Source organism: Pseudomonas sp. S1(2024) (assembly GCF_046557535.1).
Genome location: NZ_JBKGFP010000047.1, coordinates 54,115 through 70,228, shown reverse-complemented (window position 1 = coordinate 70,228; position 16,114 = coordinate 54,115). Strand labels below are relative to the sequence as shown.

Sequence of the window (16,114 nt, the reverse complement as noted above, 5' to 3'; positions counted from 1 at the left end):
AACAAGGCATTTGCCGAAGAAGGGTAGCCAGTGCCCGGTTTGCCTGTCTCACGTCGAACAGGCAGCCACTGTCGCGTTTCGGACATATCCGTTGAGGCTGGGGCTTTATAGGGGCTGCTTTGCAGCCCTTCGCGGGGGGGCACAGCTCCCCCCCGAAAACAGACCCCCTCTGGGTCGGCGGCGTCGCAAACGCCCGCTCCCACCGGAACCACGTATTCTGTGGGAGCGGGCGTGCCCGCGAAGGGCCGCAAAGCGGCCCCAATTTCACTGTCCCTGCCGCGCCACCCAGCGCAGCAATGCTGCAATCGGTACGCTGCGGTGAGCCTCGTGTCGGTAGGGCTTGCCCTCGGCGGTAAAGCGTTCGCGATAGCGGCTCAGCACCAGGCTCCGGCCATCGGCCGAAACCCGGGCCTCCAGTTCATGCAGCAACAGCGGTTGCCGGGCAGCGCCTTCCAGGCGCCTGAACAGCAGCATGGCACCTTGGGCATCATTCTTCATGGGCACCCCCTGCGCAATCCACTGGCCAGGTGCCCGGCTCGCCGGCCTTGCCTTCTGCCACCCGGTTGCTGCGCCGCTGCGCGGTGTAGTCACGCATCGCAACGTAGTAGTCAGGCCAGGTGCGCAGCAGGTCGGTCAGTGGCAGTGCTTCGGCCCGTGCATCGACGATGCCGCCGGCCGTGGCTACGTTGCCCATGGTTTCGACGGTATCGCTGTTGCCGCCAAACGGGTCCAGTGCCAGGCCCAGCAGCGTGCCGGTGGCATCGCGCAGGTTGTGGGTGCCCAGCAGCGGCAGCTCGACGATGGGGCCAGAGGCGATGTTCCACACCCCGAAAGTCTGGCCAAAGTCCGAGCGATGCTGGCTCAGCCCCATCTTGCCAGACACGTCGACCAGCCCTGCCACACCCAGAGTGGTGTTGAAGATGAAGCGGGAGAGGCTGGTCATCGCCCGTTCGCCATTGCCCTGCAGCAGGTCGTTGACGAACACCTTCGGCTCACCGAAGTTGCTGGCAAAGTTGTGCATGCCCTGCCGGGCAAAACCGGGCAGCGCGGTGTAGCCCCGTGCGACGGGGGCCAGCAGATAGTCGTCGACCGTGCGGTTGAAAGCGAATACGGCGCGGTTGGCGGGCTCCGCCGGGTCACTGACCTGATAGGCGACATTGCCGCAGGCCGCCGTGGCCGGTGCACGTTGGCTGCAGCCTCCCGCCGCAAGCAGCGACAAGGCCAGCGCGGCTGAGCGCGCTGAGCGGGAGGCGGATGATGAACGGGACATAGATACATTCCTGGCAAGAACTGGCGGCGATGCTGCGCAGTTTTCTTTGCCCGGGGATGTCCGGATTGTCTCGGCGTCGACACTTTGTTTCCGGGTTGAAATATATGACGGCTGCGTGAGGATGGCCTTAAAGTACGGCTTGGTAACCTTGTTTTGCGGTGCTTTTTTGTGAGCCATTTGCTGATAGTCGACGATGATGTCGAGGTGCTCGACCTGCTGCAGAAGTTTCTCTGCCAGCATGGCTACGAGGTTGATGTGGCCAGGGATGGCAAGGCGCTGTGGCAGGCCGTTGAGCGGCGGGTGCCGGACCTGGTCATTCTGGATGTGATGCTGCCTGGCGACAGTGGCCTGGTGTTGTGCCAGCGCTTGCTGGCCGAGCACAAGGTGGCAGTGATCATGCTCACCGCCATGGGTGAGTTGAGTGACCGGGTGGTTGGCCTGGAGCTGGGGGCAGACGACTACCTGACCAAACCGTTCGCCGCCCGTGAACTGCTGGCCCGGGTGAGGGCAGTGCTGCGCCGTGCCGGCGAAGCGGCCGGGAGCGCGGCGGGCCATGCCTGCGCGACCCTGGAGTTTGCCGGCTGGCGGCTGGATGTGGTGCGGCGTGAGCTGCGTTCGCCGGACAACGTCATGATCCCCTTGTCCAACGGTGAGTTCGAGCTGCTGCTGGTGTTCGCCGAACATCCGCGGCGGGTGCTCAGCCGCCAGCAGTTGCTGGACATGGCCCGTGGCGATGCCTACGACGCCTATGATCGCAGCATCGACGTCCAGGTCAGCCGGCTGCGCCGCAAGCTTGAAACCGACAACGGCAACGAGCCCTTGATCCGTACCCTGCGCAACGCCGGTTACCTGTTCACGCCCACGGTCGCGAAGCGATGAAGCTGCTCGCCAGGGTTCGCCAGGCCCTGCCACGGCCCAGGATCACCATTGCCCGCTGGATCGCGCTGACCACCCTGACAGCGATGCTGTTCCTGTTGCTGCTCAAGGGGTTGTTCAGCCTGTTGCTGAGTGTCTGGGCGCAGCCACCGCTGCTGGAGAGCGGGGTGATCGAGAAGGTTGCAGCGGTCACTCGCATCCTCGACGTCGCGCCCATGGCGCAGCGCGCCAACATCGCCAGTGCGGCGGGCGACGGCTCATACTCCGTGCGCTGGCTGCGCCGCCATGACGAAGCGGGCGTACCCGTGCTGGTCGATGCCGAGTTCAGCGAGGGCACGCCTATCCTGCGCGCATTGCTCAAGCGCCCGGATGCCAGGGTCGAGGCCTTCGCACCGTCCGACATGCCGGAGTACGCACCTGAACGTGGTTATGCGCTGATGATCGAGCTGACCGACAAGTCCTGGGTGCTGTTCCGTGCCACCAGCCGTAGCTGGGGCCTGGACGAACTGCCGCGCAACCTGATCATCCTCGGGCTGATGCTGGTTTCCAGCCTTGTCGTCGCGCTGCTGGCCACCCGCTACCTGGCCAAGCCGCTGGAACGCTTTGCCGAAGGTGCGCGGCGTTTTGGCAAGGACTTCAACGCCCCGCCCATTCCGGTGGTTGGCCCGCACGACCTGCGTCAGACCATTCTTGCGTTCAATGCCACCCAGGCGCAGCTCAAGCATTTTCTCAACGACCGCACCCAGATGCTCGCGGCCATCTCCCATGACCTGCGTGCACCGCTGACGCGCATGCGCTTGCGCGCCGAGTTCATCGACGATGCCCAGCTACAGGCCAAGTTGTTCAAGGACGTCGACGAGATGCAGGCGATGGTCGATGCGGCGTTGGGGTTCTTCCGTGATGACGCGCGGCTGGAACAGACGACCGTATTCGACCTCGGCGAATTGCTGCTGACCGTGGTGGACGACTTCAAGGATGCGGGGGTCGAGGTCGGCCTCAGCGGGCCGCGTCGCTGTGTGTATACGGGGCGGCCGGTGGGTATCAAGCGGGTGCTGGTCAACTTGATCGACAATGCAGCGAAATACGGCTGCGAGCCCACGGTGGTGTTGGCGGTAAACGCCAGGCAGATCGAGATTACCGTGCAGGATCGCGGGCCGGGCATCGCGCCGGAGCTGCACGAGCAGGTATTCGCGCCGTTCTACCGTATCGAAGGTTCACGCAACCGCAATACCGGTGGCGTGGGGCTGGGCCTGCCCGCAGCACGTGCCATCGTGCTGGAGCAGGGGGGCAGCATGTCCCTGGGCAACCGCCCGGGTGGCGGGCTGGAAGTCAGGATCATGCTGCCGCAGGGCTGATCAGAGCCCCAGTTCGCTGAGCCCGGGGTGATCATCCGGGCGCCGGCCCAGCGGCCAGTGGAACTTGCGCTCGGCTTCACTGATAGGGTGCTCGTTGATGCTCGAATGGCGGTTCTGCATCAACCCGTCCTCGGCAAACTCCCAGTTCTCATTGCCATAGGCGCGGTACCACTGGCCACTGTCGTCGTGGTACTCGTAGGCATAGCGCACGGCAATGCGGTTGCCGGTGAAGGCCCAAAGCTCCTTGATCAGGCGGTACTCCAGTTCATGGTTCCATTTACGCGTCAGGAACGCCTCGACCTCGGCACGACCGCGCGGGAACTCGGCGCGGTTACGCCAGACGGTGTCGATGGTATAGGCAAGCGCGACCTTGGCCGGGTCGCGGCTGTTCCAGCCATCCTCGGCCAGGCGGACCTTTTCGATGGCGCTTTCGCGGGTGAAGGGCGGCAGGGGTGGGCGGGACATCGCGATACTCCTCAGTTCGATTGGCTGGTAGGAGAGTAGTAGCCGCTGGCCGAATAGAGAATGGGTGTGCCTGGCACATCATAATTGCAGTGCGTGGAACAATGAAGACCGCCGGAGATGGGGCAAGGGGGCTCTATCAGGCTGCGTCGGCTGGTACTCCACCGGCCGGTCACCACTGGCCACGCCCAGCAGCAGGCGGTTGCCACTGAGGCGCTGCACGCTGTTGGCCGATTTCAGGGTCAGCAGCGGTTCGCGAATCGGCAGCACCACGGCGGCCGTGCCAAGCAGGATGTCGCGGGTTACCCCGGCCAGGTAGCCGAGGTAGGCAAACACCTCGAACACCTGGGCGGCATCGCCGAACGACGGGTCGTACAGCGGCACATCGCGGACCCACAGGGCGCGGTAGCCCAGGCGATCAGCCAGTTGTGCCAGTTCTGCGTGGCGGGCCAGGTCAGGCTCGCCGAACTGGCGGCCATCGCGGCGCCGCGCCTGGCCGCCGGCGGGCGTCCAGTCGTGGTCCAGCGGCGCTTCCAGGCCGATGCTGAAGCCGCCAGCGGTCAGGCGTTCGAGGGGCGTGGTCATGGCATCAATCCCAGATTGGCGCCAGGCCGTCAGGGCTGACTTCACGGCCGTTGCGCTCGAGCTTGGCGATGCGTGCCATGTCGTCAGCGTCCAGCTTCAGGTCACGTGCGAGCAGGTTGCTGGCCAGGTTTTCCCGCTTGGTCGACGACGGGATCACCGCGTAGCCCAGCTGCAGGGCCCAGGCCAGGGCAATCTGGGCCACGGTGGCCTTGTGCTTGGCAGCGATGTCGGCCAGTACCGGGTCTTTCAGCACCTTGCCGTAGGCCAGGGTCATGTACGAGGTGACGGTGATGCCTTGCTCCTTGAGGAACGCGGTCAGCTTGCCGTTCTGCAGGTAGGGGCTGAGTTCGATCTGGTTGGTGGCGATCTCGCCTTCGCCGACCACTTCGATGGCCTGGCGGGTCAGTTCGATGTTGAAGTTGGACACACCGATCTGGCGGGTCAGGCCCAGCTTCTTGGCTTCGGCCAGGGCGGCCATGTACTCGGGCAGCGCAACGCCGTTGCCTGGGGCCGGCCAGTGGATCAGCAGCAGGTCGACGTAGTCGGTGCCCAGTTTTTGCAGGCTGTCGCGCAGGCTGGGGACCAGCTTGTCGGCGGCGTAGTTTTCGACCCAGATCTTGGTGGTGATGAACAGCTCGCCGCGCTTGACGCCGCTTTCGGCGATGGCCTGGCCGACGTCGGCTTCGTTCTTGTAGATCTGCGCGGTGTCGATGACGCGGTAGCCAAGTTCCAGGGCCGACTTGACCGAATCGATGACGGCTTGGCCGGTTAGGCGAAAGGTGCCGAGGCCGAAGGATGGAACGCTCATGGATCTGCTCCTGGTGAGTGAGGGGGGGAGCCGAATCGAGCTTGGTCGCTCGGGTTCGATCGCTCTTCGTGTGGGGAGCAGTGTGCGGCTTTGAGGGGGATTGATTAAGGTGGGGCGGGGCCAAGGTCATTTGATTCACAGTCAAGAATCAGCGGCAAAGTCGTGACTGTGTTGCTGGAATAGCAGATTCTTCCTGTACCGGCCTCTTCGCGGGCTTGCCCGCTCCCACAGGTACACCACAGGCTTCAAGGAATGTGGCATTCCTGTGGGAGCGGGCAAGCCCGCGAAGAGGCCGGTACAGGAAAATGAAACGGCCCGCCATAGAGGCGGGCCGTCTGGCATTGCAAGGTGACGATCAGCGCCGGCGGAACAGCGGCAGCGGCTCGTCGGTGGCGGCCTGGTAGGTCACCGAGAAGTCCTTCAGGCTTTGCAGCGCGTCTTCCGGGTCCTTGTCGGCACGGATGGCGAACGCGTCAAAGCCGCAACGGGCCATGAAGAACAGCTGGTCGCGCAGCACGTCGCCAATGGCGCGCAGCTCGCCCTTGAACTTGTAGCGGTCACGCAGCAGGCGCGCATTGGAGTAGTTGCGCCCGTCGGTGAACGCCGGGAAGTTCAGTGCGATGACCTGGAAGTGCTGCACGTCTTCGCCGATTTCTTCGGCTTCTTCGTCACTGTCCAGCCATATGCCCAGCCCGCCGTCACGGGCTTTGAGCGCATGGGCATGGTCGCGCCACATCTGCAGCGGGACGATGTAGTCGTCGCAGTTGGTCAGCTCGTCGAAGGATGTTTCCTTGGGCAGCAGATGCCAGGTTTCGTCGACGATCTGGTTGTTCTTAATGATTCGCTGCATAGACGCGTTCCTTGAAGGGGTCGATGCCGATACGCTGGTAGGTGTCGATGAAACGCTCTTCCTCGGTACGTTGCTCGACGTACACGGCGATCAGCTTCTCGATCACATCGGCCATGTCATCCTGGGCGAAGGACGGGCCGAGGATCTTGCCAAGGCTCGCGCCACGCGCGGCATTGCCGCCCAGCGACACCTGGTAGAACTCCTCACCCTTCTTGTCCACGCCGAGGATGCCGATGTGGCCCACGTGGTGGTGGCCGCAGGCGTTCATGCAGCCGGAGATGTTCAGGTCGATCTCGCCGATGTCGAACAGGTAGTCCAGGTCGTCGAAGCGGCGCTGGATGGATTCGGCAATCGGGATCGACTTGGCGTTGGCCAGCGAGCAGTAGTCACCGCCCGGGCAGCAGATGATGTCGGTCAGCAGGCCGATGTTCGGCGTGGCGAAGCCGTTTTCACGCAGCTCCAGCCACAGGGCATGCAGCTGACGCTGCTCGACGTCGGCAAGAATGATGTTCTGCTCGTGCGAGGTGCGCAGGAAACCGAAGCTGTAGCGCTCGGCCAGGTCGGCCACGGCGTCCAGCTGCTTGTCGGTCACATCGCCCGGGGCAACGCCGGTGGGCTTCAGCGACAGGGTCACGGCCACGTAGCCAGGGCGCTTGTGGGCGCGGGTGTTGCGCGAGCGCCAGCGGGCGAAGCCTGGGTACTCGGCGTCCTGCGCGGCGTAGTCGACGTTGTCCAGGGCCAGGTAGGCCGGGTCGACGAAGTGGCGCGATACACGCTGCACTTCGGCTTCGGTCAGGGTGGTGCTGCCGCCGCGCAGGTGGACCATTTCGGCCTCGACCTTCTCGGCGAACACTTCCGGGGTAAGGGCCTTGACCAGGATCTTGATCCGCGCCTTGTACTTGTTGTCACGGCGACCGTAACGGTTGTACACGCGCAGGATGGCGTCAAGGTAGCTGATCAGGTCCTGCCACGGCAGGAACTCGTTGATGAACGAGCCCACCACCGGGGTACGGCCCAGGCCGCCACCGACCAGTACCCGGAAGCCCAGCTCGCCAGCGGCATTGCGCACCGGCTCCAGGCCGATGTCGTGCACTTCGATGGCGGCGCGGTCTTCCTGCGAGCCGTTGATGGCAATCTTGAACTTGCGCGGCAGGTAGGCGAATTCCGGGTGGAAGGTGGTCCACTGACGGACGATTTCGCACCACGGGCGCGGATCGACGATTTCGTCTGCGGCCACACCGGCGAACTGGTCGGTGGTGGTGTTGCGCAGGCAGTTGCCGCTGGTCTGGATCGCGTGCATCTGCACGGTGGCCAGTTCGGCGAGGATGTCCGGGATGTCCTCCAGGGCCGGCCAGTTGAACTGCACGTTCTGGCGGGTGGAGATGTGGGCGTAGCCCTTGTCGTAGTCGCGGGCGATCCTGGCCAGGGTGCGGACCTGGGTGGCGTTCAGCTGGCCGTACGGCACGGCGACGCGCAGCATCGGTGCGAAACGTTGGATGTAAAGGCCGTTCTGCAGGCGCAGAGGGCGGAATTCTTCTTCGCTCAGCTCACCGGCCAGATAGCGGCGGGTCTGATCACGGAACTGCTTGACGCGGTCCTCGATGATCCGCTGATCGTACTCGTCGTATACGTACATAAAAGTCCTGTCTCAGGCATGCAGCTATTCGCGCGCACGGCCGCGCACTCCGCTTCGGAGCCGGGGAACGATAGCAGGTTGCGTTTATGCGCTAAAGTGATGTTTTTGCATATGAAAAGAACCAAATGGACTATGTGAGACTGACTGCCATTTGTGCGTTGGGCGTGGCCTGGCGTTTATAATCCGATGTTTGCTTCGCAGGGATGTCAGCCCATGCTCAAGGCATTGTGCCAAAGCTTGTGTCTTGCCTTGCCGCTGGCGGCGAGCGCGCAGCCGGCTTCGGTGGTTTTCCTCAATCCGGGGCTGTCTACCGAGACGTTCTGGACCAGTTATACGCGCTTCATGCAGGCCGCCGCAGACGAGCTGGGCATGACCCTGCGCGTGGAGTACGGCGAACGCCGCGCCGACCTGGCGCTGACCCAGGCCAGGGCGATCCTGGGCGGGCCGCAGCGCCCGGATTACCTGGTACTGGTCAACGAGCAGTACGTGGCCCCGGAGATCATCCGCCTGTCGCGCGGCAGCGGGGTCAAGCTGTTCCTGGTCAACAACGGCCTGACTGCCAGCCAGGCCCGCAGCATCGAGGCCCAGCCCGACAAGTATGCCGAGCTGCTGGGCACCTTGACGGCCAACGACGAGCAGGCGGGCTTCCAGATGTTGCACCAGATGGTCGCGCAATTGCCCCGTGACAGCGGGCCGGTGGACCTGCTGGCGTTTGCCGGGGTCAAGACCACCCCGGCCTCGCAACTGCGCGAGGAAGGCATGCGCCGGGCCCTGGCCGACTTCCCCCAGGTACGCCTGCGCCAGGTGGTATATGGCGGCTGGAGCCGCCAGCGCGCTTACGAGCAGGCGCAGCAACTGCTGGAGCGCTACCCGGCCACCCGCCTGGTGTGGTCGGCCAACGACGAAATGGCCTTTGGTGCCATGCAGGCGTTCGAGGAGGCAGGGCGCAAGCCGGGGCGCGATGTGCTGTTCAGCGCCATCAACAGCTCGCCCGAGGCCCTGCATGCACGTATCGACGGGCGTCTTAGCGTGCTGATGGGCGGGCATTTTACCCTCGGCGGCTGGGCCATGGTGATGCTGCACGATGATGCCCAGGGAATGGCGGTGAACCGCGACGGCCTGCGCGAGCATCGCATCCCGGTGTTGCAGTCGATTGACCAGGCCAAGGCAACCCGTTGGCTGAAACTACTGGAACGGCCCGACTACGGTATCGATTTCCAGCATTACAGTGCCGAAGGGCGGCCGCCCGACTACCAGTACCCATTTCTGACATCACCGATCAATTATTGAAAGACCCTGCTTGAGGGAAGGGCATTGCTCGTCTTAACTGCTGGTGGTGAAGTGCATTCCCATAACCACTACAAGAGGCAATGCAATGGGAAACTCAACCAAGGTCCGCAAAGCTGACAGCAGCGTCGATGCCTGGGCGATCCTCTGCCTGATCGTTCTGGTGGTGGTCACTGCCGTGTATTGGGTCAGCCACCAGTAGACTTGTATTCAAGACCGTGATGCAGCCAGAGCGCCTGCGGGAGGGAGTCCCGCAGGCGTTTTTGCTAGCGCGCAAGGTGCAGGGCCAATTGCACCAGGCCGATCAGTACGGCAATGAACACCAGGGTGAACAGTGTCCCCAGCGCAATGAAATGGCTGGCCTTGCCGTGGGTGAAGTCGCGGGCGCGGTTCTTGCCGCTTTGCACGCCGAAGGCGGCAGCGAGGATGCTGTGCAGCATCTGCCAGAAGGTAGGGGGCTTGCCCTGGCTGGAATCGTCCATGGTGGCTCCTGAGGAAATCAGAGGCAATCAGGGACAGTGTAGGCAATGAGGCTGAGGTTGGCTTTGCCGGCCTCTTCGCGGGCTTGCCCGCTCCCACAGATACTGCGCAGCCCTGAAGAGCAGTGCGGTCCCTGTGGGAGCGGGCAAGCCCGCGAAGACGCCAACGCCGATTTAGCTGTCGTAACCCAGGTTAGGCGCCAACCAGCGCTCGCTGACGCTCACATCCTGGCCCTTGCGCGCGCTGTAGCGCTCGATCTGGTCCTTGTCGACCTTGCCCACCGCAAAGTACTGCGCCTGTGGGTGGGCAAAGTACCAGCCGCTGACCGCCGCTGCCGGGAACATCGCAAAGTGGTCGGTGAGGAACACGCCGCTCGGCCCGGTCTCACCGATGGCAGTGCCATCAAGCAGGCGGAACAGGGTTTCCTTCTCTGTGTGGTCCGGGCAGGCCGGGTAGCCGGGGGCCGGGCGGATGCCGCGGTACTGCTCCTTGATCAGCGCCTCGTTGTCGAGGTGTTCGTCGCGGGCATAACCCCAGTGCTCTTTACGCACCTGCTCGTGCAGCCATTCGGCACAGGCCTCGGCCAGGCGGTCGGCCAGGGCCTTGACCATGATCGAACTGTAGTCGTCGCCCTTGTCCTGGTAGGCCTTGGCCACTTCCTCGGCACCGATGCCGGCGGTAGTGATGAAACCGCCCACGTAGTCGGTAACGCCACTGGCCTTCGGCGCGACGAAGTCGGCCAGCGACCAGTTGGGCTTGCCGTCCGGCTTGATGGTCTGCTGGCGCAGGTGGTGCAGGGTAGCCAGGGCCTGGCCGTCCTCGCCGTACACTTCGATATCGTCATCGGCCACCTGGTTGGCGGGCCAGAAGCCGAACACCGCGCGGGCGCTGATGAGTTTTTCGTCGATCAGTTTGTCGAGCATCTCGCGGGCATCCTTGTACAGCGCCGTCGCCGCCTCGCCGACCACTTCGTCGGTGAGGATGCGCGGGAACTTGCCGGCCAGGTCCCAGGAGATGAAGAACGGGGTCCAGTCGATGTACTCGGCCAGCGTGCGCAGGTCGATGTCTTCCAGCACCTTGACGCCGGTGAAGGAGGGCACCGCTGGCTGGTAGCCAGCCCAGTCGTACTGCGGCTTGGCGGCGATAGCCTGGGCGTAGCTCAGGCGCTCGGTGCGGGCACTGCGGTTGGCGGTGCGCTCGCGTACTTCTTCGTATTCCTGGCGGGTCTTCTCGACGAAGCCGGCTTTCAGCTCCTTGGACAGCAACTGGGTGGCAACACCTACCGCGCGCGAGGCGTCGGTGACGTAGACCACGGCGTCGTTGCTGTACTTGGGCTCGATCTTGACTGCGGTGTGCGCCTTGGAGGTGGTGGCGCCGCCGATCATCAGCGGCAACTGGAAGCCCTGGCGCTGCATTTCGCGGGCCACGTGAACCATCTCGTCCAGCGACGGCGTGATCAGGCCGGACAGGCCGATGATGTCGCACTTCTCGTCGCGGGCGGTTTGCAGGATCTTCTCGGCCGGCACCATCACGCCGAGGTCGACGATGTCGTAGCCGTTGCAGCCCAGCACCACGCCGACGATGTTCTTGCCGATGTCGTGCACGTCGCCTTTTACCGTGGCCATCAGGATCTTGCCCTTGGCTTCCGGCTTGTCGCCTTTCTCGGCTTCGATGAACGGAATCAGGTGCGCTACCGCCTGTTTCATCACGCGGGCCGACTTGACCACCTGGGGCAGGAACATCTTGCCCGCGCCGAACAGGTCGCCGACCACGTTCATGCCATTCATCAGCGGGCCTTCGATCACTTCGATCGGGCGGGCGCACTGCTGGCGGCATTCTTCGGTGTCTTCGACGATGAACGCGGTAATGCCCTTGACCAGCGCGTGCTCCAGGCGTTTTTCCACCGGCAGCGAGCGCCACTCTTCGTTTTCCACTTCCCTGGTTGCGCCGCCGCCCTTGTAGTCGTCGGCAATGGCCAGCAGTGCGTCGGTGCCATGCGGGGTGCGGTTGAGCACCACGTCCTCGACCTTTTCACGCAGTGCAGGCGGGATCTCGTCGTAGATCTCAAGCTGGCCGGCGTTGACGATACCCATGGTCAGGCCGTTCTGGATCGCGTGGTACAGGAACACCGAGTGGATGGCTTCCCGCACCGGGTTGTTGCCACGGAACGAGAACGACACGTTGGACACACCGCCCGAACTCAGGGCGTGCGGCAGGTGGTCGCGGATGTAGGCACAGGCCTCGATGAAATCGACGGCGTAGTTGTTGTGCTCTTCGATGCCGGTGGCGACGGCGAAGATGTTCGGGTCGAAGATGATGTCTTCCGGCGGGAAGCCCACTTCATTGACCAGGATGTCGTAGCTGCGCTGGCAGATTTCCTTCTTGCGCGCGGCAGTGTCGGCCTGGCCGACTTCGTCGAAGGCCATCACCACCACGGCAGCGCCATAGCGCTTGCACAGGCGGGCGTGGTGCTTGAACTGCTCGACGCCTTCCTTCATGGAAATGGAGTTGACGATGCCTTTGCCCTGGATGCACTTGAGGCCCGCTTCGATCACTTCCCACTTGGACGAGTCGATCATGATCGGCACGCGCGAGATGTCCGGCTCGCCGGCGATCAGGTTGAGGAAGCGGACCATGGCGGCCTGGGAGTCGAGCATCCCTTCGTCCATGTTGATGTCGATCACCTGGGCGCCGGCCTCGACCTGCTGCAGGGCGACTTCCAGGGCTTCGGTGTAGTTCTCTTCACGGATCAGCCGGGCGAACTTGGCGGAGCCGGTGATGTTGGTGCGCTCGCCGACGTTGACGAACAGCGACTGGCGGTCGATGGTGAACGGCTCCAGGCCCGACAGGCGGCAGGCCTTGGCAATTTCCGGAATCTCGCGCGGCTTGTACTTGGCCACGGCCTCGGCGATGGCCTGGATGTGGCCCGGCGTGGTGCCGCAGCAGCCGCCGATGATGTTGAGGAAGCCGCTGGCGGCGAACTCCTCGACCACCACGGCCATTTCCGCCGGGGTTTCGTCGTATTCACCGAAGGCGTTCGGCAGGCCGGCGTTGGGGTGGGCCGAGACATGGGTGTCGGCCTTGGTCGCCAGCTCTTCCAGGTACGGGCGCAGGTCCTTGGCGCCGAGGGCGCAGTTCAGGCCCACGGAAATCGGCTTGGCGTGGCGTACCGAGTTCCAGAACGCTTCGGTGGTCTGGCCCGACAGGGTACGGCCCGAGGCGTCGGTGATGGTGCCGGAGATCATGATCGGCAGTTCGATGCCGTCTTCCTCGAACACCTGCTGCACGGCGAAGATCGCCGCCTTAGCGTTGAGGGTGTCGAAGATGGTCTCGATCAGCAGCAGGTCGGCGCCGCCCTCGATCAGGCCGCGGGTGGCCTCGATGTAGTTCGTTACCAGCTCATCGAAAGTGACGTTGCGGTAGCCTGGGTCGTTGACGTCCGGGGAAATCGAGCAGGTGCGGCTGGTAGGGCCGAGCACGCCAGCGACGAAGCGCGGCTTGTGCGGGGTTTCCAGGGTCTTGGCATCGGCCACTTGGCGGGCGATGCGCGCGCCCTCGACGTTCAGCTCGTAGACCAGCGATTCCATGCCGTAGTCGGCCTGGGAAATCTGCGTGGCGTTGAAGGTGTTGGTTTCGAGGATATCGGCGCCGGCATCCAGGTAGGCCTTTTCGATGGCGGCGATCACATCCGGGCGGCTGAGCAGCAACAGGTCGTTGTTACCTTTGACATCGCTTGGCCAATCGGCGAAACGCGTGCCACGATAGTCGTGTTCCTCGAGCCGGTAGCTTTGGATCATAGTACCCATGCCGCCGTCGAGGATCAGGATGCGCTCCTTGAGTGCGTTCTGGAGTGCTTGGAGACGAGCGCTGCGGTCGGACATAGGAACTACCTGGTCGGGCGAATTTCAGAAGGTGCAGAATCATAACAAAGCTGCGCGGTTTTTAGGCGCATCGCCCATTTGCATGAAAATGGCTCATGTTGGGCGGGCGTCGGCGAAGCAGAGCACCCAAGGACGACCAGGCAACAAATCGTGATGGCTTTCAATACCCAGGACTTTCCGCACATGGTGCATCGTATTCTTGCCGGCGTTTTCGCCCTGCTCATCAGCAGTGTGGCGTTCGGGCAAGCCCCCCAGTCGAGCCCGGCTATTTCCTACACCCGGGACATTCAACCGATCTTCACCGAGAAATGCGTGGCCTGCCACGCCTGCAACGACGCCGCCTGCCAGCTGAAGCTGGAAAGCCCCGAAGGCGCGGTGCGCGGCGCCACCAAGGTGCCGGTGTATCAGGGCGAGCGCAGCAAGGCAGTGCCCACCACGCGGCTGTTCTACGACGCCCACAGCGAGGGCGAGTGGCGCAAGAAGGGCTTTTACTCGGTGCTCGACAACCAGGGCAGCCAGGCCGCGCTGATGGCGCGCATGCTCGAGCTCGGGCACAAGACCCCGCTCACGCCCAATGCCAAGCTGCCCGAAGAAATCGTCCTGGGCCTGAACCGCAACAACATGTGCCCGTTGCCGCAGGAGTTCGATGCCTATGCCGGCGCCCACCCCAAGGAAGGGATGCCACTGGCGGTGACCGGCCTGACCGACAAGGAATACGACACCATGCGCCGCTGGCTGGCCGCCGGTGCGCCGGTCGAGTACCAGCCGATCAAGCCAAGCGCGGCCGAAGCCAAGCAGATTGCCGACTGGGAAGAGCTGCTCAACCGCCCGGGTTCCACCGAGGCGCTGGTCGGCCGCTGGCTGTACGAGCACCTGTTCCTGGCGCACATCTACTTCGTCGGTGGCGAGCAGGGCCACTTCTTCCAGTGGGTACGTTCGCGTACACCGAGCGGCCAGCCGGTCGACCTGATCGCCACGCGCCGCCCCAATGACCCGCCGGGCACCGATTTCTACTACCGGTTGATCCCGGTGCAGGGCGTGATCGTGCACAAGACGCACATCACCTACCCGATGGGGCCGCAGAAGCTCAAGCGGGTCAAGCAACTGTTCTATGCCGGCGACTGGCATGCCGCCGCACTGCCAGGCTACGGCCCGCGCCACCGGGCCAACCCGTTCGAAACCTTCGAAGCGATACCGGCAGTGGCGCGCTACCAGTTCATGCTGGATAACGCCGAATACTTCGTGCGCACCTTCATCCGCGGCCCGGTATGCCGTGGGCAGATTGCCACCGACGTGATCCGCGACAACTTCTGGGCGTTGTTCCAGGAGCCGGCCCACGACCGCTACATCACCGATGCCAAGTACCGTGGCGAGGCCACGCCGCTGCTGGCCATGCCTGGGCAGATCGATGACGTGGGCAGCGTGCTGAGCCTGTGGCACGCCTACCGTGACAAGCGCAACGAGTACGAAAAACTGCGCCGCGAAGCCTATGCCGACATGCCGGCCCCGGGCTGGGCGACGCTATGGGCCGGTAACGACAACGCGTTGCTGAGCATTTTCCGCCACTTCGACAGCGCCTCGGTGACCAAGGGCCTGATCGGTGATGTGCCGCTGACCGTGTGGCTGTTCGACTACCCATTGTTCGAGCGCACCTATTACCAGCTGGCGGTCAACTTCGATGTGTTCGGCAACGTCTCGCACCAGTTGCAGACGCGCCTGTACTTCGACCTGATCCGCAACGGCGCCGAGGTCAACTTCCTGCGCCTGATGCCGGCCGACCAGCGCAAGACGATCCTCGGCGACTGGTACCAGAACAGCGGCAAGGTAAAGATGTGGATGGATTATGAAGAAATCGACACCGACACTCCGAGCGGCATCCAGCTCGACCCGCGCAACCCCAAGCGCGACTTCGGCCAGAAGCTTCTGCAGCGTACCGGCAGCCTGAATGCCGCGCCTGACCCCATCAACCGCTGCCAGGGCGCGTTCTGTTCACGGCCGCAGGTCAGCGAAGAGTTCCGCAATGCCGAGCAGTCACTCAGCCGCCTGGTATCGCGCCCGGCTGCCGGGTTGAAGGTGATCAACCAGCTGCCCGAGGCAACCATGCTGCGCATCGAAGGGCAGGGCGGCCAGCGCCAGGTGTACAGCCTGCTGCGCAACCGCGCGCACAGCAACGTGGCGTTCCTGCTGGGCGAGGCGTACCGCTACCAGCCGGGGCTGGATACCCTGACCCTGTACCCGGGCGTGCTCAGCAGCTACCCCAACTTCATCTTCAACATCCCGACCAAGGATGTGCCCGAGTTCGTCGAGGACATGGAGTATGCGAAAGATGACCCGGCCAGGTTCGAGCGCATCGTCATGCGCTGGGGTGTGCGTCGCAGTCACCCAGAGTTCTGGCGCTACTTCCATGACCTGAACAGCTTCATCAAGGAGACCGAACCGGTCGAGGCGGGCGTGCTGGACATGAACCGCTACGAGAACCTCTGATCGGTTGGGCTGACCTTTCCGATTACCCTGCGGTCGGAATGGGTGGGTGGTCCGGGGGCTGCTGTGCAGCCCCATTCGCGGGCTTGCCCGCTCCCACAAGGGACGGTGTTGTTTCCGGTCTGGCCTTAACCCCGTTGGGA

Annotated in this window: 12 protein-coding genes and 1 pseudogene; 4 read left to right on the top strand and 9 right to left on the bottom strand. The window is 63.8% G+C overall.

Annotation, left to right across the window (positions count from 1 at the left end; all coding sequences use genetic code 11):
- Positions 1–264: 264 nt before the first annotated feature.
- Positions 265–498 (bottom strand): hypothetical protein, encoded by a 234-nt coding sequence (locus ACLCGK_RS13190; protein WP_085721258.1) that lies wholly within the window; start codon positions 496–498, stop codon positions 265–267.
- Positions 488–1,270: a VacJ family lipoprotein gene (locus ACLCGK_RS13185; RefSeq protein WP_191472933.1), complete on the bottom strand. Its 783-nt coding sequence runs from the start codon at positions 1,268–1,270 to the stop codon at positions 488–490. The genes ACLCGK_RS13190 and ACLCGK_RS13185 overlap by 11 nt, the downstream gene beginning before the upstream one ends.
- 168 nt (positions 1,271–1,438) lie before the next feature.
- Here ACLCGK_RS13185 and ACLCGK_RS13180 point away from each other — a divergent pair, with 168 nt between their 5' ends.
- Positions 1,439–2,149, top strand: a complete 711-nt coding sequence (locus tag ACLCGK_RS13180; RefSeq protein WP_003256403.1) for a response regulator — start codon at positions 1,439–1,441, stop codon at positions 2,147–2,149.
- Positions 2,146–3,501 carry an ATP-binding protein gene (locus ACLCGK_RS13175; protein ID WP_015269743.1) on the top strand — a complete coding sequence of 452 codons (1,356 nt, stop codon included), beginning with the start codon at positions 2,146–2,148 and terminating at the stop codon, positions 3,499–3,501. Before ACLCGK_RS13180 ends, ACLCGK_RS13175 begins: the two co-directional genes overlap by 4 nt.
- Here the strand turns inward: ACLCGK_RS13175 and ACLCGK_RS13170 are convergent, their stop codons facing one another.
- The 5 genes and pseudogenes from ACLCGK_RS13170 to ACLCGK_RS13150 form a co-directional block, all read right to left on the bottom strand.
- Positions 3,502–3,966 carry a DUF1348 family protein gene (locus ACLCGK_RS13170; protein WP_013971940.1) on the bottom strand — a complete coding sequence of 155 codons (465 nt, stop codon included), beginning with the start codon at positions 3,964–3,966 and terminating at the stop codon, positions 3,502–3,504.
- Positions 3,967–4,119: 153 nt separating this feature from the next.
- Positions 4,120–4,548: pseudogene (locus tag ACLCGK_RS13165) on the bottom strand (LLM class flavin-dependent oxidoreductase); the annotation flags it as partial.
- A 4-nt stretch (positions 4,549–4,552) separates the two neighbouring features.
- Positions 4,553–5,356: a 2,5-didehydrogluconate reductase DkgB gene (gene dkgB / locus ACLCGK_RS13160; RefSeq protein ID WP_410952160.1), complete on the bottom strand. Its 804-nt coding sequence runs from the start codon at positions 5,354–5,356 to the stop codon at positions 4,553–4,555.
- A gap of 355 nt (positions 5,357–5,711) precedes the next feature.
- Positions 5,712–6,206 (bottom strand): DUF934 domain-containing protein, encoded by a 495-nt coding sequence (locus tag ACLCGK_RS13155; protein WP_013971943.1) that lies wholly within the window; start codon positions 6,204–6,206, stop codon positions 5,712–5,714.
- Positions 6,190–7,842, bottom strand: a complete 1,653-nt coding sequence (locus tag ACLCGK_RS13150) for a nitrite/sulfite reductase (protein ID WP_013971944.1) — start codon at positions 7,840–7,842, stop codon at positions 6,190–6,192. The genes ACLCGK_RS13155 and ACLCGK_RS13150 overlap by 17 nt, the downstream gene beginning before the upstream one ends.
- 213 nt (positions 7,843–8,055) lie before the next feature.
- On the opposite strand from ACLCGK_RS13150, the gene ACLCGK_RS13145 reads away from it, so the two are divergent.
- Positions 8,056–9,132 carry an ABC transporter substrate-binding protein gene (locus tag ACLCGK_RS13145; protein WP_410952159.1) on the top strand — a complete coding sequence of 359 codons (1,077 nt, stop codon included), beginning with the start codon at positions 8,056–8,058 and terminating at the stop codon, positions 9,130–9,132.
- Positions 9,133–9,395: 263 nt separating this feature from the next.
- On the opposite strand, the gene ACLCGK_RS13140 is transcribed toward ACLCGK_RS13145, so the two are convergent.
- Both ACLCGK_RS13140 and metH read right to left on the bottom strand, forming a co-directional pair.
- On the bottom strand, positions 9,396–9,611 hold the full coding sequence (locus tag ACLCGK_RS13140; protein WP_003256398.1) for a DUF2970 domain-containing protein: 216 nt from the start codon (positions 9,609–9,611) through the stop codon (positions 9,396–9,398).
- Between the two features lie 171 nt (positions 9,612–9,782).
- Positions 9,783–13,490: a methionine synthase gene (metH, locus tag ACLCGK_RS13135; protein ID WP_013971946.1), complete on the bottom strand. Its 3,708-nt coding sequence runs from the start codon at positions 13,488–13,490 to the stop codon at positions 9,783–9,785.
- A gap of 183 nt (positions 13,491–13,673) precedes the next feature.
- Between metH and ACLCGK_RS13130 the strand changes: the two genes are divergently transcribed.
- On the top strand, positions 13,674–15,974 hold the full coding sequence (locus ACLCGK_RS13130; protein WP_410952158.1) for a fatty acid cis/trans isomerase: 2,301 nt from the start codon (positions 13,674–13,676) through the stop codon (positions 15,972–15,974).
- The last annotated feature ends 140 nt before the right edge of the window (positions 15,975–16,114 follow it).

Excerpts from the sequence above, each read along its gene's own strand:
- ACLCGK_RS13190 (WP_085721258.1), bottom strand. The coding sequence starts at position 498 with ATGAAGAATGATGCCCAAGGTGCCATGCTGCTGTTCAGGCGCCTGGAA.
- ACLCGK_RS13185 (WP_191472933.1), bottom strand. The coding sequence starts at position 1,270 with ATGTCCCGTTCATCATCCGCCTCCCGCTCAGCGCGCTCAGCCGCGCTG.
- ACLCGK_RS13175 (WP_015269743.1), top strand. The coding sequence starts at position 2,146 with ATGAAGCTGCTCGCCAGGGTTCGCCAGGCCCTGCCACGGCCCAGGATC.
- ACLCGK_RS13170 (WP_013971940.1), bottom strand. The coding sequence starts at position 3,966 with ATGTCCCGCCCACCCCTGCCGCCCTTCACCCGCGAAAGCGCCATCGAA.
- dkgB (WP_410952160.1), bottom strand. The coding sequence starts at position 5,356 with ATGAGCGTTCCATCCTTCGGCCTCGGCACCTTTCGCCTAACCGGCCAA.
- ACLCGK_RS13155 (WP_013971943.1), bottom strand. The coding sequence starts at position 6,206 with ATGCAGCGAATCATTAAGAACAACCAGATCGTCGACGAAACCTGGCAT.
- ACLCGK_RS13150 (WP_013971944.1), bottom strand. The coding sequence starts at position 7,842 with ATGTACGTATACGACGAGTACGATCAGCGGATCATCGAGGACCGCGTC.
- ACLCGK_RS13145 (WP_410952159.1), top strand. The coding sequence starts at position 8,056 with ATGCTCAAGGCATTGTGCCAAAGCTTGTGTCTTGCCTTGCCGCTGGCG.
- ACLCGK_RS13140 (WP_003256398.1), bottom strand. The coding sequence starts at position 9,611 with ATGGACGATTCCAGCCAGGGCAAGCCCCCTACCTTCTGGCAGATGCTG.
- metH (WP_013971946.1), bottom strand. The coding sequence starts at position 13,490 with ATGTCCGACCGCAGCGCTCGTCTCCAAGCACTCCAGAACGCACTCAAG.
- ACLCGK_RS13130 (WP_410952158.1), top strand. The coding sequence starts at position 13,674 with ATGGTGCATCGTATTCTTGCCGGCGTTTTCGCCCTGCTCATCAGCAGT.